Origin of the sequence: Citrobacter koseri ATCC BAA-895 (genome assembly GCF_000018045.1) — a bacterium.
Lineage (GTDB): Bacteria > Pseudomonadota > Gammaproteobacteria > Enterobacterales > Enterobacteriaceae > Citrobacter_B > Citrobacter_B koseri.
This window is the reverse complement of record NC_009792.1, coordinates 835,347-857,745: the sequence shown is the minus strand read 5'-3', so window position 1 is coordinate 857,745 and position 22,399 is coordinate 835,347. Positions and strand designations below refer to the sequence as shown.

At 56.1% G+C, this 22,399-nt stretch carries 5 protein-coding genes; all 5 read right to left on the bottom strand.

The window, feature by feature from the left end:
• Positions 1-15 precede the first annotated feature (15 nt).
• From clbL to clbH, 5 genes are read right to left on the bottom strand one after another with little or no spacing between them, the layout of a single operon-like run.
• Positions 16-1,479, bottom strand: a complete 1,464-nt coding sequence (clbL, locus tag CKO_RS03800) for a colibactin biosynthesis amidase ClbL (protein ID WP_001297937.1) — start codon at positions 1,477-1,479, stop codon at positions 16-18.
• Positions 1,472-7,936 (bottom strand): colibactin hybrid non-ribosomal peptide synthetase/type I polyketide synthase ClbK, encoded by a 6,465-nt coding sequence (clbK, locus tag CKO_RS03795; RefSeq protein WP_023316156.1) that lies wholly within the window; start codon positions 7,934-7,936, stop codon positions 1,472-1,474. Before clbK ends, clbL begins: the two co-directional genes overlap by 8 nt.
• A 10-nt stretch (positions 7,937-7,946) precedes the next feature.
• Complete coding sequence (gene clbJ, locus CKO_RS03790; RefSeq protein WP_012131830.1) at positions 7,947-14,447, bottom strand: colibactin non-ribosomal peptide synthetase ClbJ; 6,501 nt, start codon at positions 14,445-14,447, stop codon at positions 7,947-7,949.
• 43 nt (positions 14,448-14,490) lie between these two features.
• The gene (gene clbI, locus CKO_RS03785; protein WP_012131829.1) at positions 14,491-17,523 is read right to left on the bottom strand and encodes a colibactin polyketide synthase ClbI; all 3,033 of its coding nucleotides are present in this window, start codon (positions 17,521-17,523) and stop codon (positions 14,491-14,493) included.
• Positions 17,524-17,572: 49 nt separating this feature from the next.
• A complete protein-coding gene (clbH, locus tag CKO_RS03780) occupies positions 17,573-22,369 on the bottom strand; it encodes a colibactin non-ribosomal peptide synthetase ClbH (RefSeq protein WP_012131828.1) in 4,797 nt (1,598 codons plus the stop codon).
• Between the last annotated feature and the right edge of the window lie 30 nt (positions 22,370-22,399).

The window sequence follows — 22,399 nt, the reverse complement described above, 5'->3', positions numbered from 1 at the left end:
CACCGATATCCGCCTCTAGTACCCTTCCGGTACCGTGAATCCGCCACTGATGCTTTCGCAGAACTCAGCAAAGTTAATCGTCACATCATCGTGAAAATGCCCGGAAATGATCTGTATGCCGCACGGAAGCTCATCCATCGTTTTCGCCAATGGGTAAACGGTGGCAGGCAAACCAAAAACCGTTGCTAACATGTTCCAGAACAAATGTTCGTTGTAATCTTGCGGTTCGCCATTGACGATAAGCTTGCGCTTACGCACCGGCTGCTGCATGTGCGCAAACGCCAGCACCGGGCTGACAGGTGTCAACAACACGTCATAACGCGCGAAAAGGGTTTCTATCACCCGGCTGTATTCGTGGCGGAGTTTGTCTGTATTCCGCTGTTCGCCACTGTCTTTCAGCATGCCCTGGTAATAGCTCGTTATCCCCTCAGGCACATCCGCCAGCTTGCCCACAAGCCTGAAGCCCAGCGCAGCCAGCCCGGCTGTAAGACGCTGGCGTCCATTGAGCGCCGTACTTACCAGCCGACCACTGAGTTTGACTGCTATATCAAACAGTGCGTCGGGATCGATATCGGCGGGCATAGCATCATCAACCTCCACGCCAGGCTGTGCGCGTAACTTGTCGATAAACGATTGAAAACGCTGTGCGATCTGTTGATCTATCTCATGGTGGGGCGCACTAAACCACGTGCACACGCGGTAGTTTGCTTTGGCCTGATAACGGCTAAAATCGGGAATACGCGGCGGTTCCACCCAGAATGTGCTCAATGCGCGCATCATCAGACGCAGATCCGCCGCGCTGCGCGCCATGGGGCCCGCCGTCGAGAGATCCGGCTCATCAGTCGCTTGCGGACCACCACCGGGCACATGTCCTCTGACCGACATCAACCCCAAGCTACAACGATGGGCATAGACACCTGTGTAGTGTGCGGGAATGCGCAGTGAGCCAAACAAATCGCTGCCAAATTCCACGGGGGTGAAATCCGCCGCCACCGCCACCGCCGCTCCTCCGGACGATCCGCCGGGTGAACGTTGCCTATCCCACAGGTTATGGGTGGTGCCATACAGATCGTTATAGGTTTGCCAATCGGCAGTCATCATCGGCACATTGGTTTTTCCCATCAGGATCGCCCCGGCAGCGCGTAAGCGTGCGATGGAAGGAGCATCCTGCGTCGCCCGGTTATCTTTCAGATAATGGGCACCGGACGTGGTTAACCACCCTTGCACGTCAAACGACTCCTTAACAGTACAAGGTAATCCGTGCAACACGCCCCTTGCGCGCCCCTCCAGTCGCTCACGATCGGCGCGCGCGGCGGCCTCCAACGCCAACGCATAGTGCTGCTGCACCACCGCATTCAACGGCTTGTTAAACTGCGCCATACGTGAAAAATAGTGATTCACCAACGCCACTGAGGTGGTTTCTCCGGACGCCAACTGTGCCAACAGTGTCCCTGCGCTACGATAGCTCTGCTCACTCATCGCCCTTTTCTCCCTGTTGGGCACGTTTACGCCGCAACGCCAGATTCTCGCGCGCAGCGCTGACCTGCGAAACCTCAGCCTGCGCTAATACGATATCGTGGGCGGCGGGTAGATTGTGCAGTTGCTCATCAAGGTAACGCGCCACATCCGCGATGGTTGGCAGACGGAACAGATCGACAATGGGAATCTCCTGCCCGATAATCGCCTCAAGTGCCTGCTGAATACGCACCAATTCTATAGAACTGCCCCCCAGCGAGAAGAAATCGTCTTCGGCCGACACGTGGCTCACGCCGAGTACCTCCTGCCAGAGCGCCACCAGCCGCTGTTGTAACGCACTGTCCACCTGGATTGGACCCACGCCGTCACGCTGGTGGGCAATTTGTTCGCCCTGCAGCTGTAATTTTTGCCGATCTAGCTTGCCGTTAGCGGTTAACGGAAAATCGGTCGCTAACATCAGATCACTCGGCACCATATAGTCAGGCAGTTGCTGACGCAGGCCGCGCAGCATGGCATCTTTGTAGCTCTGCATGTCCAGCGGCGCAGCGGTTTCCTTCGGTTTCTCATAGGTGGAGAAATCGCGCAGCAATGCTGCAGCACTTGCCGCCTCTTGCCCTATCACGCCCCCCACGGTGCAATGGACATAGCGATGATGTGGCGACAATTGAAAATGCGATGCCACAGCGGAAAAGTCTGCCATCCCAAGTTGGCACAGCCCCAATCCGTAGCGCGGCGCATCTTCTTCCAGTAAATGGCAGAGAGTACCTGCTTCCATCACCGAGAAGTGCCAAGCTGCCTCTTGCCCATAGAATGGCGAGATCACCGCCATATCAGCCACCATAAACAGCGTGAATGCCGCCCGATCGGCAATAGACTGATTAGGTCCGGCATGAAAACCACTGTTCAGCTCGACTTCTGGTGCTACCGGCATAAGACAGCTCTGTCGCGGGTCGAAGTAGTAAATACCGGATACTCCCTCTTCGATCTTGTCTGGATGCAGGTACACGTAGGTTTGCACCGGGTATAGCCCCCCGGCGGACGCATAGGCATACTTGGCAAAAGGTAGACCGGGTAGACGCATCTGCCCCAAGCCCGACAGCAATTGCCCCAACTGTGCCAGCGTGGTTTTTTGCGCGCTGAAATGACGATAGCTGCGGCGTTTGATGTAACGTGTGCTATCCGCCGGTGCCGTCAGTGCAATGCCCAGACCATCCAGCGCGCGAATATGTGGCTCCTTGAGTTTGAACGCTAGACGCTGTGCCGGATTCACAATAATACCCTGCGCCAGTGCCGCCGCCTCCGCTTCCTTAGCTTGCAATGCCTGCGCCTGGTGGCGATCGTGCAGTTTGGCAAAAGCGACCAGCCGACGATGTTGAGAATTACCCACTGCCACCACCACTGACTGCTCCACATCGGGATGTCGCGCAATGCAGCGCTCGATTTCCCCCAGTTCGATACGGTAACCATTCACCTTCACTTGGGTATCGTTGCGCCCCAAAAAGGCGACTTGCCCGTCAGCAAAGTAGCGCCCGCGATCCCCAGTGCGGTAAATTCGCTCACCACTCGCTTCGCGCCAGACAAAGCTCGCCGCCGTTTTCTCTGCGTCGTTCAGGTAGCCTTGTGCCAGCCCCATCCCGCCAATGCAAATCTCTCCTTCCACCCCGACCGGACATTCCTCCAGTTGCGCATTTAGCACGTATACTGGCTGGTTGCGCAGACCCCGACCGTAGGGAATACTGGTCCACGTCGATTCCACCTCACCTATCGGGTAGTAGACCGACCAGATGGCGCACTCGGTCGCTCCACCCAGACTGATGATGTCCATCGTTTCATTGAGCCGCTCGCGCATCTGCTCCGGTAACGTTAGCGGGATCCAGTCGCCGCTCAACAGTGCCAGACGCAACGTCGGATAACTCATCCGATCGCCGCTGTGGTATTCGCACAGCATCTGCATCAGTGCGGGCACTGCATTCCAGACGCTTACATGACCGTGTACCATAACTGTCTGCCAATGACGCGGATCTTTTTCCCGTCCTGCTTCCGGCAGTACCAGCGCTGCACCCACCATAAAAGGCGCAAAGGCATCGTAAACCGACAGGTCAAAGCTCAATGATGACAGCCCGAACACCCTATCCTGCGCATTGAGGCCAAAGCGTTCGTTGATGTCTTCCAGCGTGTTCATGGCCGCACGGTGGTCGATCATCACTCCTTTCGGGGTACCGGTGGAGCCGGAAGTGAAAATGATATAGGCCAGATCCGTGACATCCCCAGCCACTTCAGGCAACGGCGCAGCAGGCGTGTCCAGCATTCCGTCGTCGATGATCAGCACGGGCAGCGACGGCTCCAATTGCGTGAGACCCGGCTGCGTTACTTGTACCCGCACCTCGCCCACCGTCAGCAAAAGCTGGCGACGCTGTGGCGGTAGCACCGGATCCACTGGCAGATAGACCGCACCCAGTCGTAAAATGCCGTGTACGGCGGCAATCTGCTGCCAGCCTTTTTCCATCACCACCGCCACGCGGTCGCCATGCTGCACGCCCAGCGCTAACAGGGCGCGGGCCACATGATCCGCCGCCGTCGACAGTTGGCGATAGGTCAATTCACGGATAGGACTGATCAGCGCAGTTTCCTGTGGCGTCAGTGCTGCCTGACGCAGTAACCCATGGTGCAACAAGGCCGTAGGTGCAGGAGCCTGCGTGACCGGTGCACTAACGGTGGGCAGCGCCAGCACATCTTGAGTCTCATGCCAGAGCTGTGGTCGCTGGGCTAGGGCGTGCAGGAGTTGGCAATAACACTGGAACATCTGATCCATTAGCGCCGGTTCAAACAATTGTTCCACCACGTCCCAATTAAAGTGCAATTCCCCGTTACGCTCCATTACCTGATGATCGAGCCACACCTGCGGTGTCTGTGAAATACTGTACAGATCATCCTGCGGTTGGTTGAACAGCGTATCATCCGTTTCCCAGCTCGCCTCATATTGATTGAGCAAGCTGGTGAACACGATAGGAATCACCGATTTCGCCGGATCGCGGTGAGTTTGTACCAGCAGTCGAGAGACCTGGATACCGCCAAACAAGCGGTTATCCAAATCGCGCCACAGTTGAGAGTGGATCACGTTTGCCCGCGCCTGCAAGGTTTCTCCCTGCGACATATCAATCTCCAGCAACGTCAGTGCAGTAAAATCGCCAATTAAGTGATTGATATCTGCGTGCAACGGCAGACGATTAAACAGCGTCAGGTTAAGGCTAAAGTGCGGCGAGGAACTAAAGCGCGCCAACACCTGAGCAAACCCCGTGAGCAGCAGTGTAGTAGGCGTGATACTCATCTGACCCGCCTGCGTTTTCAAGCGCTGCCAGATAGCACGAGATAGACAATAGCTACGGCGCACGAATGTGGGGTTTTCCAGCTTCGTGGGGTCGGTACGCAGCGGCAATCGTGGCCCCGGCGGCAGAGTTTCGATGCGGGCGCGCCAGTAGTCACGTGCCCGTTCAAACTGCGGCGTTTTCTCGTAGGATTTTAAGGTCAGCACATAGTCGCGGAAACTGTACGTCAATGTAGGCAATGCCGCCTGCGGATGGCGGTAGTGATAAGCTAGTTCCCGAATGAACAACTCCAGACTCCATGCATCGGCTATCAGCAGGTCGATAGATACATGTAGCCGGGCTTTTTGCTGCGGATCAACCACGACCTCCATCTGAAACAGAGGCCAGCGACTACAATCAATCATCTGATGTGAGAGGGTGTCACGCAGCTCACGGCAACGCTGTTGAAACGCATCCTCGCACTGGGTGGTATAGAAGGCAACGTGGTATTCCGGCACGTTTGGCAATATCTGCTGCATACCGTCATCGTTGACAATTGCACGCAACATGCTGTGCCGCGCAATCACCGCATTGAGCGCGCGGTTGAACGCTGTTTCATCTAGCCCCTGTAGTTCATATTCCACATAGATATGGGTGGAAATATTGCCCAATCCCAAGGATTTTCGCCGCCCAACCCAATAGGCCTGTTGCACGTCAGTCAGCGGAAAAGGTAGGTGCTGCTGGTCAGGGGCAAAGACCGTATCAGGCAATGCTGAAACCGCTGTCTCACTGCCGCCTTGTTCGAGCAGATAGCAACTTAATCCCTCGATGGTGGGATCGGCAAAGAATGCGCTTAGCGTACAGGTGATGCCGTAACGTTGCTGAATATCATATAAAATGGTTGACGCTAACAGCGAATGCCCACCCAGTTCGAAGAAGCTGGCGTGGTGATCATCAATGCTGACACCAAGCGTGCGTTCCCATATCTCCGTCACCACTGCAATAATATCGGATTTTGTTGCGCGGGATAAGAGATTATTCGACGATTCGTGGGAGAACGTGGCAGGCCGTACGGCCTCGACCCAATAGCGCTGCGGTGTAAAAACGGTCCCCGGCAGGGCGATGCGTTGACTGCCCAACATACGCTCCGCCGCATCCACCCAGCGCCAATCTAGGCTGACGCCAGCCAACCATAACTGCCCTAACGCCTCTAGCGCGGTGCGATTGGCATCACTCGCCGCGTCGTCCAGCATCAAAGAGCAGACATCGGGCTGCAAGAGGGGATTCGTCGGCACATCATCAAACGGTTGGCCCGCATTCAACCTGTGCCATGCTTGCTCTAGTGTGCAGTCTCCTCGTAGTACGGCGGCAGCATAGCCACCATCACCGTCGCCGCATAGCACCACATTCAACGTTTCCCGTTCGTCAATCAACGCGATCAGCGCATACTGGCTGATAAACGTCCGTTGCGCAGGGGAGAGATCTTGCAGACAGGCTGGTTCGAGCGGAAAATGCTCGAGCAGTTGTCCCACCGCCTGTGACAACACCTCAGAGCACGCCAGCCAGTCACTAAGCGTCTCGAGTGCAACAACGAAACGGTGCCCCAATCTCCAGTAGATCGTGCAACCCGTGGTTGCCTCCACCATCGGTGCGTCGCGGAGTTGTCGGGCTAGCTGGGTGCAATTCTCTGCGATGACACACTTACGTACCGGGGCGGAGAAACGCCCGTGACGCAGGGTGTAAGCCACGTCCTGTAAGCGTATCTCTGGATGTGCGGCCAGTTTCGCCAGCAGGGCGTTTTGCATCTGTTCCAGGGCATTGTGGTTTTTTGCCGAGAGTACAACGACACAAGGCCCCATCTGCTGCGCCCTCGCCTGCGGCGTCGATAACGGCGCTTGTACCACCAGATGTGCGTTGGTGCCGCCCAATCCGAACGCACTCACACCAGCGGTGCGTGGCGTGGTGCCCTCCGGCCAAGGCGTTAAACGGGACACCACTTCAAACGGGCTGTCCTCCAACCCCAGTTGCGGATTAGCCCGTTGAAAATTCAGCGTAGGGTAAAACACCCGGTTAGTAAGACTCAGCACCGTTTTTATGAGACTGGTGATGCCAGATGCCATTTCTACGTGACCCACGTTAGGTTTCACAGCCCCCAGACGCCACGGTGTCGCATTCGGCGCTGGCGTCCCAAACACACGTTTGATGGCCGCGAATTCGATAGCGTCACCCAACGGCGTGCCGCTGCCATGCAGTTCTAGATACTGAATTTGCTGCGGCGTCACCTCCGCCAAGCTATGCGCCTCAATCATCACAGCTTCCTGACCATCAACACCCGGCACGGTATAACCACTGCGCGCACCGCCATCATTGTTGATGGCGCTTCCCTTGATGACGGCAAGGATGTTATCCCCTTGCACCTGCGCGTCTGTAGCCCGTTTGAGCAGCACCATGCCCAAACCACTGCTGTAGACCGTACCGCTCGCCTGCGCATCAAAAGTATGAATCAGGCCATCCTCTGCTTGCAGCCCATCACCGTGCGATTCATAGCTGCGCTGCTCCTCCATGCGAAACGTGACGCCACCCGCTAGCGCCATATCGCACTGACCGCTCAGCAGCCCTTCGCAGGCCAGATGCACTGCCACCAGCGAGGTGGCACAACTGGCCTGAACCGTCACGCAAGGGCCGGTAATATTCAGGCGGTAAGCCAGTTGGGACGTCAAATGATCTTTGTCATTGCCGACCATGATTTGGAGACCACCGAGTTGTGCAAGCTTGTCTGGGTTGTTCATCAGGTGAGTAAGCAAATAGAAGCTGGTACTCACGCCCGCATATAGGCCGACGCGCGCATCGTGCTGCTTCGGGTTGTAACCGCTTTGTTCAAACATCTCCCAAGCACAGGTCAGAAATACGCGCTGCTGTGGATCCATGATTTCTGCTTCTGCACGGCTGTAGCCAAAAAAGTTGGCATCGAACTCCGCCATGTGCTCATAGACGTTGTTCAGCGTAATGTGATTGTGGCCGTTGCTCGGGGTCACTTTGGGGTCCAAAATGTTGCATCCGGTGCGAAGCACCGTTTCGAATGCCGCAACGCTGTGCACGCCGGGGTACCGGCAGTTCATGCCAACAATGGCAATATCGCTTTCACTGTAAGTCATTAGTTTTTCCTTAACGCTGACGCTGGTGACGACGTACAAGTCGTTGCTGGGCGCGGGATCGGGAAGCATCACGCTGCTGTGTTTGATTCACCGCCCGTGCATTGTCCTGCATAGCCTGCAAATAACCGGCAATTCTTTTCACGGTGGTTAAGCGAAATAGCTCAGCAATAGGTACCGTAACCTTAAAAATCTCCTCAATACGGCGATGCAACAGCACGATCTGGATTGAGCCGCCCCCCGCTTCAAAAAAGTTGTCATTCAGTCCGATCTGTTCTCGTTGTAGTACCTCGCACCAGAGAGCGGCCACCTGCTGTTCATAGGGCGAGGCGTGCGCGAGGGCCCTCGACTTCTGTGATGTAGATTGCGACATACGTTGGATAACCTCTTGAACCATTGCCGCCTGATCAATTTTGCCGTTGCCTGTCATCGGCAGCACCTTGAGAAGAAAGAAATGTTGGGGCAGCAGGTAATACGGCAACTGCACGGCTAACTGAGCACGAACACGCGCTAACAGGGCGTCAGTATCGTCAGGATGCAGGTTTTCTGCGGCAGTGATAAAGGCATACAGCTGTCCCTGGTGGCACACCACGGCGGCACTCCCTACGCTGTCGAGCTGTTCAAGGTGGCTTTTGACTTCCCCCAGTTCGATACGGTAACCATTCACCTTCACTTGGGTATCGTTGCGCCCCAAAAAGGCGACTTGCCCGTCAGCAAAGTAGCGCCCGCGATCCCCAGTGCGGTAAATTCGCTCACCACTCGCTTCGCGCCAGACAAAGCTCGCCGCCGTTTTCTCTGCATCGTTCAGGTAGCCTTGTGCCAGCCCCATCCCGCCAATGCAAATCTCTCCTTCCACCCCGACCGGACATTCCTCCAGTTGCGCATTTAGCACGTATACTGGCTGGTTGCGCAGACCCCGACCGTAGGGAATACTGGTCCACGTCGATTCCACCTCACCTATCGGGTAGTAGACCGACCAGATGGCGCACTCGGTCGCTCCACCCAGACTGATGATGTCCATCGTTTCATTGAGCCGCTCGCGCATCTGCTCCGGTAACGTTAGCGGGATCCAGTCGCCGCTCAACAGTGCCAGACGCAACGTCGGATAACTCATCCGATCGCCGCTGTGGTATTCGCACAGCATCTGCATCAGTGCGGGCACTGCATTCCAGACGCTTACATGACCGTGTACCATAACTGTCTGCCAATGACGCGGATCTTTTTCCCGTCCTGCTTCCGGCAGTACCAGCGCTGCACCCACCATAAAAGGCGCAAAGGCATCGTAAACCGACAGGTCAAAGCTCAATGATGACAGCCCGAACACCCTATCCTGCGCATTGAGGCCAAAGCGTTCGTTGATGTCTTCCAGCGTGTTCATGGCCGCACGGTGGTCGATCATCACTCCTTTCGGGGTACCGGTGGAGCCGGAAGTGAAAATGATATAGGCCAGATCCGTGACATCCCCAGCCACTTCAGGCAACGGCGCAGCAGGCGTGTCCAGCATTCCGTCGTCGATGATCAGCACGGGCAGCGACGGCTCCAATTGCGTGAGACCCGGCTGCGTTACTTGTACCCGCACCTCGCCCACCGTCAGCAAAAGCTGGCGACGCTGTGGCGGTAGCACCGGATCCACTGGCAGATAGACCGCACCCAGTCGTAAAATGCCGTGTACGGCGGCAATCTGCTGCCAGCCTTTTTCCATCACCACCGCCACGCGGTCGCCATGCTGCACGCCCAGCGCTAACAGGGCGCGGGCCACATGATCCGCCGCCGTCGACAGTTGGCGATAGGTCAATTCACGGATAGGACTGATCAGCGCAGTTTCCTGTGGCGTCAGTGCTGCCTGACGCAGTAACCCATGGTGCAACAAGGCCGTAGGTGCAGGGGCCTGCGTGACCGGTGCACTAACGGTGGGCAGCGCCAGAGAACTATTTACCCCCCACCAACTTTGCGGCATGGCAACCAGCGCCTGCAGCGCATGACAATAAGCACCAAACATCTGATCCAGCAGCGTGGTATCAAACAGTTGCTCGACCGCGTCCCAGTTGAAATGCAACTCCCCAGCCAACTCGATCACCTGGTGATCGAGCCACACCTGCGGTGTTTGGGTAATATTGGCGTCCGGACACAGAGTAAAACGGGTTGTGTCCCGAGGGTCTTGCGCAGTCGTCTCCCCGTCGATATCCAACATACTAGTGAATACCACCGGCATCGGCGCATGGAAACGACCGCTATGGATCAGCGCCTCGCTGGCGCGGATCCCACTGAAACGACGATGTTCGAGATCTTCCCACAGTTGCACCTGAATACGCTGAGCGTTGTGGGCATAAGAGTGCTGGCTGTCGTAACAAACATTCAGCAAGCTGACAGCGGTAAAATCACCAATAACTGCCTCTGCGTTGGGGTAACCCTGCGGGCGGTTGAACAACGTCAGATTGAGCGTAAACGTCGGGCTAAGGCTCCAACGTGCCAGCACTTGGCTAAAGACTGTCAACAACAATGCCGTCTTGGTGATACGTGTGCGTTGGGCCAGCGCGCTCAGCACTCCCCAGTTGTGGGCTGACAGCCGATGACGGCGACGTACGAACCTGATCGCAGACAGTTGCGCCAAATCGCCCTGTACGGGCAGCGTTGGTGGGCCATACAGCTGCGGCAGCGCCCGTTGCCAATAGGCCTGATCGCGTGCATAGGCTTCACTCGCCTGCTCTACCAACAGCGCCTGCACGTAGTCACGAAAAGAGAACGGTAGCAACGGCAGTGACACATGGGGCTCACGGTACAGCATCATCAACTCCTGCTGTAGCGTGCGCATACTCAGAGCATCGGCAATCAGCAGATCGAGACTGAAATGCAAGCGGCCATGTTGCGCCGTGCAAGCCGAATAACTGAAATCAAACAGCGGCCAACGATCTGCGGGATGCACATGATGCGACAGCCGATCGCGGATCGCCATCAAGGCATCGTTTCGTGCGTTAGGGGACAAAGCACTCAGATCGCGCTGCTCTAACTGATACGCCGGCACTTGCGCCAGAATCTGCTGAGTACCGTCGGGGAGTACCCGCGCACGTAGCATTTCATGGCGAGCGATCAGCGCATTCACCGCATGGGTAAAATGCGTAACATTAAAGTGTTCTACGTCAAATTCATGGTAGATGTGGGTCGCGATCGAGGTAGCACCCGTCTGTCGTCCAAGCCAGTAGGCGCGCTGAACATCCGTCAATGGGAACGGTTGATGACGATGCTCAGGGTCGTGCACTATCACCCAGTCATCCTGAGACGCGGCAGCGTCCGTGATAGATTGCTGTGCAATACGCGCACTCAGTGCCCGTAGTGTGGAGTAGTGGAAAATGTCCTTCAGGGTCAAGGCGCAGTGAAAAGTGCGGTTGATCTCTGCTACCAACGTTACCGCCAACAGCGAATGTCCCCCCAAGCGAAAGAAATCGCACTCAGGATCGACGTTTTTTATCGGCAAATAGCGCATCCACAGCGCCAGCAACATCTGTTCCGTGTCGCTCAGCGCTTGCGTCTGCGGCGACACAAGGGAGCTATCGGCAACGAAATTTTCCGCTAACCGCTTACGATCGATTTTACCGTTGTCAGTGTTCGGGAAGTCGGCCACCCTCTGCCACAGCGTTGGCACCATATAGTCTGGCAGTTGCTGCCGAAGCTCGTTTTTCAGTTGCTCGAATAGCGAGGGAGGCTCACTGGTGATGATGAATGCTGCCAGTGCTTTGTGTAACGGTGCTCTTTCAATACAGGCCACCACCGCGGCGTCCACATGCGGATGCCGTGCCAACGTCCGTTCAATTTCGCCTAACTCAATACGATAACCGCGCAGTTTGATCTGGCTATCTTTGCGCCCAACAAAAAACAACTGCCCCTGCGCATCACTCCTGACCAGATCGCCAGTGCGGAACATCCTGCCACCGGGGACCCCTGGTTCTGACAAGAAGAACTGTGCGTTCAACTCAGGCTGCCCATCATACCCTTGCGCCACACCATCCCCGGCGATGTAAAGCTCGCCGTCAACGCCTTGCGGCACTGGATGGCCCTCATTGTCCAGAATGTATATACGGGTATTGGCAATGGGAGCGCCGAGGGTGATGTTTTCCGCTTGGGTTATCTGCGATTTCAGCGACCAAATGGTTGTTTCGGTGGGACCGTAGAGGTTCCACAATGAACCACAACAGCGCAACAGTTCTTCCGCCACTTTCGTTGGCAGCGCTTCACCGCCTGCCAGCACACATAGTTCCGGGTCGCCACGCCAACCCGCCATCAACAGCCCGTGCCAGAACGAGGGCGTCGCCTGCATCAGCGTTGGTCGATAGTCGGCAATCAGCGGAATCATACGGAAGCTGTCTGCGGCGCGTTCCGCCTCTGTCAGATAGAGACTCGCACCGGAGATCAGCGGCAACAGATACTCCAAGAATGAGATATCAAATGTTGGCGTCGTCACCGAGAGCAGCCGGTCTTGCGAGCCAACCGCAAAGGTACGCTGCATATCCAACAACAAGTTCAGCAACCCGCGGTGAACAACGCACACGCCTTTAGGTTCACCGGTACTGCCGGAGGTAAACAACAGGTAGGCCTGCATATCCGGCAACAGCGCGCAAGGTGTAGAATACCGGATCGCATTCGACATGTCCTGCATCAATTCCGGCAACGACAGTTGTACAATTTCACCCCACTCTCCCGGCTGACGGACCACCAGACAGACCAAACGCGCGCGTTGCATAAGGCGTTGCAAACGCGCGGCAGGCTGATGAATATCGAACGGCACGTAGCACGCCCCCACAAACCACGTCGCCAACATGGTTGCAATCACATCCCTGTGACGTGGCAACAGCACGCCAATACGATCGCCCGGTTGTATGCCATGCGCTCGAAAACGCATCGCGATGAACTGCACACGCGCCCAGAGCTCAGCGTAGGTCAGTGTGCCGTCATGCTGCTGTATTGCCAGTTGCTTTGGGTGCTGCACACAGCGCTGTTCAATGATACGCAGCACATCCTGCGGCCCGAGCCACGGGACGTTAGTGGCGTTGAGCGGATCACGCCGCGGCGTTGCGGTCTCCGGTGCATGCAGAGGGATCGCCCCTATCGGGGTCTCCAGTGATGATGTCAACGATAAGCAGTGCTGACGCAGCGCCTCGGCAATCTGCTTCACCACATCAGCATCGTATAACCCCAAATCGTACTCAAAGGAGACGTCGAACGTGGCGTCGTTTTGGAACACCTCGACTGTCATGTCGTATTTGACGGTCTGATTGTGATACGTCACCTGCTCCCAATACGCACCAGCCAAGGTAAAAGCGCGTGGGGTCACGTGGTTATGGTAGATATAGAGGATCTGGAACAACGGTGAATGGGAAAGGCTGCGAGGGAGATCCAGCATATTCACCAAGTTTTCAAACGGCAGTTGCTGGCGCCCCTGCGTCTCTTTCACGCTGGCCTTCACACGCTGGAGCGCCTCGCGCCCTACCTCAACCCCATTAAAATCGGTGTAGATAACCGCAGTGCTGGCATAATAACCAATGCTACTCTGCAATTCCGGGCGAATGCGCCCCGATACTGGCATGCCTATCACCAATCGCTGTTGCTGAGCGTAACGCATCAGCACCAGTTGGAAGGCAGTCAGCATCAGCACGAACGGCGTTGTTTCCTGCGTGCGGGCTACGTGTTTCAACGCGAGGCTTAATGTTTCATCCAGGGTGATGCTGAACCGGGAACCATGTGTAGAGGGTTGTGCCGGGCGCGGGTGCAGCGATGGAAATGTCGACAGCAGAGGCGCGTCTTGCAAACGCGCACGCCAGTAGGCAAGTTCGTTCGCCAGCAAGGTATCCTGGAACCATTCGCGCTGCCAGAAGGCATAATCGGCATATTGCAGCGGCGGCGGAGGCAGCGACGTTTCATTACCAGCATGCAATCGAGCATACTGCTGCTGTAACTCATCGAACAATAGCCGTAACGAGATACCGTCGATGATGATATGGTGCGCGCAAAACACCAAATGACAACCTTGATCGGGTTGAATAATCTGAGTTACCCCCCACAGAGGACCGCGTGCCAGATCGAACCGGGTGTTTATCACCTGCTGAATTACCGCATCTAGCGCTGAAGTTGGGGCCTGCGCTGCCAGCGTGACCGTATCGAGAACTAACGAAGACGCATCATCTATCACCTGGCAAGGCCGATCGTTACGTACTATGATACGGGTACGCAAGATGGCGTGGCGTGCTTGCACATGGCGCAATGCCTCCGTGAGCATCGGCATATCCACCACGCCATGCAAACGATACACCACATAAAGGTTGTAGTTAGTGGCGGTACTGTCGTATTTTTGCAAAAACCACAACCGCTCCTGATTAAACGACAGCGGGATTGCCTGCGCCGGATCCGCTTTGATGATGGGAATGCGGCTGGGCGACACGCCTGATTGCGCCAACTGTCGTAATAGCTTTTCCTTTTTTTCCGCCGGTAACATTCGCGCCAATGCGGCATGATGTATCGTCATGACCGTCCTTTCCTTTTCGCTGTGTTAAATACTTTTGCCAACGTCACTCATTAATCATGTCGTTAACTAGCACGGCAAGTGCGGACCCTCCATCATCCTGCTGCTCCTGCTCGACCAACTGCGCTAACGCGCGCACGCTGGCATCCTCCATCACGTCGAAAAAGGAAAGAGTGACGGCGAACCGTTCCTGTACCTGCGCCAGCAACATGCCCAGCATCAATGAATGTCCGCCAGCTTCGAAGAAGTTGTCGTCAATGCCCAAGCCGTCAATTCCCAGCAATGCTTCACAAATCGCCACTAAGCCGCGCTGCGTTTTGCTCTCTGGAGCCGCGTAAGGCACCGAAAACGCCGGACGCGGCTGACGGCGCACCGACGGTTCGCTAGGGATGACACTTCCCGCGTCCGCCACCGGCGTTACGGCGCTCCTCTGTTCTTCTGGACTGTCGACCCAGTAACGGATTTTGTCAAAGGCGTAGGTCGGTAGAGAGACACGGCGCGGTTGCTCACCTGCAAACGCAGACAAATCGATGTTATGCCCTCGCACCCAAAGCGCTGCCACGGTATCTAAGATATGTGTGTGCTCATCGCTGCTGCGGGCACCTGCTGGCAGCGAGCTGAACGCGAGACGATCACCTAATGCATGACCGTTGGTCAGTTGGGTCAGGGTGGCACCTGGCCCGATTTCCAGAAAATCGACATCAAATGTAGCTTGCGCCTCTTGCAGTGCAGCGGAGAACTGCACAGGCATCAGCATCTGTTCAATCCAGTAGTCCGGTGTGGTGAGAGTGTCGGCACTGACGTGCGCGCCGGTTACGGTAGAGATGATGGTGAGCGTCGGCGGGTTCAGTCGTACATTCTCAAATGCCTGACGTAGCGCCTGCGCCGCATCTTGCATCATGCTAGAGTGGAAGGCATGAGAGGTATGCAATCGTTTGTTGATGATGTTCTGCTCCGTCAGACGCTGGCTGACGGCGAGGATCTCCGACGTAGGCCCGGCGATAACCGAATAGTCAGGGGCGTTAACAGCGGCAATCGCCAGCGGGGCGGTAATCAGTGCGCGAATCTGTGCTTCGGGCAGCGCCACCATCAACATGGCACCGCTTGGTGCCTGATGCATCAGCTCTGCTCGACGCGCCACCAAGCGCAACGCATCCTCTAAAGAGAACACGCCTGCCAACGTCGCTGCCACCCATTCGCCCAGCGAATGACCAATCATTACCGTTGGCGTGATTCCCCAACTGAGCCACAATTGGGCTAAGGCATACTCGACGCTGAACAGCAGCGGTTGTGTGAGGCAGGTTTGCGCAAGGCGTTCGCCTTGGGCTAACGAGACTTCTGCTCTGAACAACTCATGGCGGATATCCAGTTGGTATTCACGCTCGAGTAACGTCGCGCAACGGTCGAAGGCATCGGCGTAGGCCGGCCAAACCTGATAGAGCTGATGGCCCATGCGCTGATATTGGCTACCCTGCCCGGAAAACAACAGCCCCAGCCCGAGCTGTGTCTGCGCTACACCACGAGCAAACGGCGCTGTCGCGGCCTGCTGCAACAGCGTCCCGGCAGCATGTAGATCTCTGGTTACGAGCGCGGCGCGATGTGCGAAGGCTTTACGTCCCTGTGAGAGTGTCCACGCCAGATCCCGCCTATCCGGCAGCGATTCATGTTGCAGAAAATCGGCAAAACGCGCCAGCCCCGAGGATAAGGCACTGTCGGTCTTGGCAGAAAACGGCAAAATACTGTAGGCAGGTACAGGCGCTCGCGCTTGCAAGTCAACGGCTGGCGCTTGTTCCAGCACAACATGGGCATTGGTGCCGCCCATGCCAAGCGAGGTGACGCCCGCGCGACGGATGCCGCTTTCCGGTTGCCACGGTTGACAGGTAGTGTTGATGTAAAACGGACTATTGGTCAGATCGATCTGTGCATTGGGCCGTTCAAAGTGCAATGTTGCGGGAATTATTCCCTGCTGCACTGCCAGCGCGGTTTTTATCAACCCTGCGACGCCCGCTGCCGTATCCAAATGGCCGATATTGGTTTTTACCGACCCCAGCGCACAGTACTGCTTTTGTGACGCGCCCGCAAAGGCTTGGCTTAGCGCAGAAAACTCAACCGGATCGCCCAAACGCGTACCGGTACCGTGGGCTTCCACATAAGTGATATCCTGCGGTGTCAAACCTGCCAACCGCTGTGCCTGAGCAATGGCGCGCGCTTGGGCATCCACGCTCGGCGCGGTATAACTGATCTTCTCCGAACCGTCGTTGTTGACGGCAAATCCTTTGATGACCGCATAGATGTTATCGCCATCACGCAGCGCTTCATCAACACGCTTTAACACCACCAGCCCCGCGCCGGTGCCGGGCACAAATCCGCTGCTGTTATCGGAAAACGCCCGACAGTGGCCATCGGCGGCGGTGATCCCACCTTCCTGCGACAAGTAGCCGGTTTTTGCTGGTGGCCCCAGCGTTACTCCGCCAGCAATCGCCATGTCACACTGCCAAGTCAACAGACTTTGGCATGCCACGCACACCGCCACCAAGGATGTCGATGAGGAAGTCTGCACCGTGATCGCCGGGCCGCGCAGGTTGAGGTGATAGGCGATGGTAGTAGTGATACTGTCTTTGTCGTTACCAATGGCCGCCTGCAAACTGCCAGAAGAGAAAACGCGTTTAAAGTGCGGCATCAAGTTCAGCATCAAATAGGAATCCATGCTTTTGCCAGCAAAAATACCCACATCCCCCGGATAATCGGCAGCCACATAGCCCGCATCTTCGAAGGCTGCCCACGCGGTTTCCAACAGGACACGGTGCTGAGGATCCATCAGCTCCGCCTCTCGGGGTGCGATACCGAAGAAAGCAGCATCAAATTTATCGATGTCAGCTACCTCCCCTTTGGCCTTGACGTAATCTGGGTGCTGAACAAATTCAGGACTGATTCCCATCGCCAGCAGTTCCTCATCGCTGTAAAAGGAAATGCACTCTCGGCTTGCCAGAAGATTTTCCCAAAACGCCTGTACCGTATCGGCTTGAGGGAAACGCCCCGCCATCCCAATGATAGCTATACCAAAATCATTCTCTGCCATGTTGCTTTCCCCCTATATTCAGGTTTATCACGCGTTTCATTCAGTGGAATCAGTGATGACTGTCGGTTGTGGCTGCCCAGCGCGTGTGACCAAAGGCCAAACGCTGCTTCGCCGCACGCAGTTGTGTCTGATCTCCTGTGGTCCCTTGCGCTGCGTCCGGGGCCAGCAGAAATTCCGCCAAGCGTTTGATGGTAGTGAAGCGCAGCAGGTCAACCAACGCCACGTGCTGACCGCACTGCTGCCCGATGTATTGCTGCATCTGTACTAGCAGAAGTGAGTGTCCACCGAGATCGAAGAAATTTGTGGTGGTGCCGACACGCTCCAGGCCAAGCAACTGCTGCCAGATCTCCGCCAGACGCTGTTCCAGTTCGGTTGCCGGAGGGACATACTCGCCCGGCCCTTCCAACTGCCGCAGATCGACCAGCGGCAGGCACTGGGGATCGATTTTGCCGTTTACACCTAGCGGCATGGCGCTCAGCGGCACGTAGAGCAACGGCAGCATATGCAACGGAAGCCGCAGGCTGAGCCATACGCGCAATTGCTGAGCATCCAGCGCAACGCCGTTGACGCTGCAATAGAAGGCCACTAGTAGCGGCGTTGCCGCCGCATTGCGTCGCACATCGACCCACGCATCAGCAATATCCGGATGCTGTTTCAGTAGGCTTTCGATGTCGCCCAGTTCAACTCGGTATCCACGGATCTGCACTTGGCGATCTTGTCTGCCGAGATAGAACAACATCCCGTCGGTTGCCCAACGAGCACGATCGCCAGTTTTCAGCACCCGAACGCCAGGGTATTCCGGCAACTCGACAAAGCGCTCGGGATCCTGTCGTGCATCAAGGTAGCCGGGCGAAATGCCCAGACCAGAGAAACAGAGTTCTCCACAGGCACCTGGCGGTACCAAACGATTATATGCATCCACCACATAAGCTTGGGTGTTCTGAATCGGGCGGCCAATGGGCAATGCTCCCGTTTCTTGCTCCCTACGCTTTGCGACAGGAAAGTAGGTCGAGCAGATACCGCTTTCGGTCAGGCCATAACCGTTAACCACTGCCATGTGCGGCAGAAGCGGCGCTATCTGCTCATACTCTAACGCTTCACCACCGCACAGAAACAAGCGCAGCGATCCCATCGACTGAGCCAGCACAGAGAGGCTGGCAGAAAGCGATGGGGTGGTGCTCAGGATAGTCACCCGCTGAGATGCCAGCAGCGCAATGAGCGCATCACTATCCAAACTCTGCGCTTTTTGCGCCAATACTAAGGTACCGCCAGCGGCGAGCAGCGGCAGTACCTCCCCGACAAAGCTAGCAGACGCGACTGAGGTAATGGGTAGCAGAACATCCTGATGCGTCACTTGATAGCTGGATATAAAGGATGCGGTTAAGTTGACCAGATTACGTTGGCTGAGTCGGACGCCTTTGGGCTGCCCGGTAGTACCGGAGGTAAAGATCACCACCGCATCGCAATCTAAAGCATCTGGCGCAACACTAACTGGCAGGTTCGGTATTTCTGTCAGCAGGCTACGCCAGTCAGGCACTAGCACCCAAGGTATCGTCAGCCCATGAGGGGATTCCAGCGGTTGCGCCACCAGCAGCATGCACGGCGTTGCCTGCGCCAAGATCAGGGCATTGCGGGCCGCTGGCGCGTTACCATCCAGCGGCACATAGCTCGCCCCCAAAGAGAGGATCGCCAATTGTGCGATAATCAATTCGAAACAAAAAGGCAGTTGCAGTGCGACAGATTCTCCGCGTTTTACGCCTTGCGCACGCAGCCAAGTACACATCTGCATCGTGGCCTGTTGCAATTCGCCATAGGTCATGGCGTCGTCAGCGTGGCGCAAAGCCACCTGTGTAGGGCGCTGCTGGCAGTGCGGTAACACTAGCGCCAGCAGGTTATCTACGGGCGGCAGAGCAACTTCAGTGGCGTTGTGCCGCGCCAGCCAAGCGTGCTCTCGAGGGGTGAAACGAATCAAATCGCGGACTAACTGCGTGGGTTGGCTGCTGGCCTCATCTAGCAGTTCTCTCCACTGCGCCACCAGGTGCTGAATACGATCCGCACTGTATAACCCAGCGTCGTATTCGAAAGTGCCGGTGATGCGCCCATCGATATGCTGCATACTTAGCGAAATATCCACCTGAGATGCACTGGTATCCAACAATAATGGTGTAACGTTGACACCGTTTAGTGTCGGGCTCGCCAGAGGCATATTGTCGAGTTGGAACATGCACTGATATATTGGGAAATGTCCGGCGCTGCGATCCACATTCACTGCGCGCACTATGTCGGTAAATTCGAGACGCTGGTGCCTGAAAGCGGCAAACAGAATACCTCTGATCGTCTGTACTAACTCGGAAAACGATGCCGCTTCGTCAAGAGGTAAGCGCAGCGGTAGTACGTTGACCAGCGGCGCGATCATATGCTCCTGTTCTTTCGTCAGCCGCGCAGCAATCGGCATACCGACGATGTATTCCTGTTGACGCGCATTACGATGCAGCAGGAGGACGAAGGCGGTCAGCAGATAGTTATACAACGACACGCGCTGCGCACGCGCCGCCGCCAACACTCGCTCGCATGTGTTGGCAGACAATGCGAAGGCAACAAACGCGCCTTGGTAACGTGCCACCTTCTGACGCGGTTGATCGGTGGGGATATCAAGAATCGGCAACGTCCCCGCCAGGGTATTTTGCCAGTAACGCATCGCGTCCTGATAGGCGTCACTCTGACGCCACTCTTCTTGGTACTCCATGTAGTCGGCATACTCCAACAACGGTTCTGGCGTCAGCGATTCACCGTTATATGCGGCCTGCAATTCGCGTAACAAAACGCCTTTCGACCAGCCATCACTGATGATGTGGTGCAGATGAATCAACAATACGCTACGATCGTCATCGATCGTCAACAGTTCAAACCGGCACAGCGGTGTGCCTGACGTTAAGGGCATGGGGTGTGCCGCACGCTGGTTGATCATCGCCTGTAGCGCGTTATCATCACTCACCGAGGGGAGTGGCACTATGGTCAGCAACGCCTGCGACGATACGCACTGAGGCACCGCCAATACTGGTTGTCCATTGTGGGTTTCCGCCATAGCACGTAACAGAGTATGCCGACTCATCAATTGACGAATCGCGCCGTCCATCCGCGTGCGATCCAGTTCTCCTTCAAGCAGCAAGGCGGTGGGGTTATTGTATAGTGCAGTATGCGGCGCCAATTGTTGCATAAACCACATCGACGATTGAGCCGATGACAACGGTAGGTAGCGCACGGCGGGAGTTTCACGTAAATCGACGCGACTGGCTGAGTACGCCCGCGCCAAGTCGAGCAACGTTTTACGACAGCACTTGCCATTGTCGGAGAGTGGTAACTCTGACATTGCCAACAAACGGTTCGGCAGCATGTAGGCAGGCAAGTTTTTGGACAGTGCGTCCATTAAGGCCGCCAAATTGAGCGGCACGCTACTGACGACAAAAGCGTAAATCAACTGATTGTCGGGATCATCCTGATCCGCCACCACGACTGCCTGCTGTACCCCCGGGAAACGCATCGCATGGGCTTCGATTTCTCCCAATTCAACGCGCAACCCTCTAATTTTAATCTGAAAATCATTACGGCCAATGTAATGAATTTGTTGGCTTTCCCCGTCGCGCCACACCAGATCTCCAGTTTTATACAGCCGCTCCGGTTTCCCTAAATGGCGCAAAGTTGGATGTATAGTAAAACAGCGATCAGTTAACGCCACGTTGTTGAGATAGCCACGTGCCAGCCCGATACCAGCGAGATACAGTTCGCCCTCTTCGCCGTCTGCTACCGGATTACCATGGTCATCCAGCACATAGAGTCGGCAACCGTCAATCGCTTGACCGATAGGGATATCGTCGTAGTCGTACCCGCGCAGGCAGCGGTGATGACTGACATCGATTGCTGCTTCGGTCGGGCCATAGAGATTTATAAGATCACCCTGCGCCACCGATTGATAAAAGCGAGCCACACTGTGGACCGTGAGTTTCTCACCGCTGGAAAACACTAATCGCAATGAGGCGGTCAAACGAGGATCCTGTTTCATCTCCAGATACTCGACAAACAGGTTCAGTATCGAAGGGACAAAGTGCACAACCGACACGCGGTGACGCTGAATCAGTCGAGCCAAGGTTCGCGGATCGCTCTCCAGTCCGGACGGTAACAGCACTACAGATGCGCCGTACATCGCCCACCAGAACATCTCCCAGACAGAGACGTCAAAGGTGTACACCGTCTTCTGAAACAGCACGTCCTGAGAACTGATAGGATAAGCGTTCTGCATCCAGACAATTCGGTTTAGCAGCGCTGCATGTTCCGTCGCCACCCCTTTAGGGACACCGGTGGAACCGGAGGTGTAAATAATATACGCCAGTTGCCGCGCATGTGGTCGGTAACGCAGATCCGTCGTTGGCATGGCACTGACCGCCGCGCTGTCGATTTCGACGCGAGGAATCGGCCAGCGATCACCATCGTCAGTACCGATCAGACAAACAGCGCCGCTGTTGCTCAGTATATTTTCAATGCGGCTGCGCGGTGCATTGTACGCCAGCGGTAAATAGGCACCACCAGCTTTTACAATAGCGAAAATGGCAATCAGCATTGCCATGCCGCGCGGCAGGCGGATAGCTACCACACGATCCTCGCCGATCCCCAGCCCACGCAGATAATGCGCCAGTTGGTTAGAGCGTGCATTAAGATCGTGATAGCTCAGCGCCGCGTCCCCCATCAATACAGCGGCTTTTTCCCCATATTCTCCGGCGATACGATACAAATAGTCGACTATCGTTTGGTCGTCGGTAGGCAACTGTCTCATAATCCCTTGCTGTTCCATAACTCTGGCCTTCAAAGCGAGATAAGTACG

Bases quoted from the DNA above. Each gene is read 5' to 3' on its own strand.
- clbL (WP_001297937.1), bottom strand. From the start codon at position 1,479: ATGAGTGAGCAGAGCTATCGTAGCGCAGGGACACTGTTGGCACAGTTG.
- clbK (WP_023316156.1), bottom strand. From the start codon at position 7,936: ATGACTTACAGTGAAAGCGATATTGCCATTGTTGGCATGAACTGCCGG.
- clbJ (WP_012131830.1), bottom strand. From the start codon at position 14,447: ATGACGATACATCATGCCGCATTGGCGCGAATGTTACCGGCGGAAAAA.
- clbI (WP_012131829.1), bottom strand. From the start codon at position 17,523: ATGGCAGAGAATGATTTTGGTATAGCTATCATTGGGATGGCGGGGCGT.
- clbH (WP_012131828.1), bottom strand. From the start codon at position 22,369: ATGGAACAGCAAGGGATTATGAGACAGTTGCCTACCGACGACCAAACG.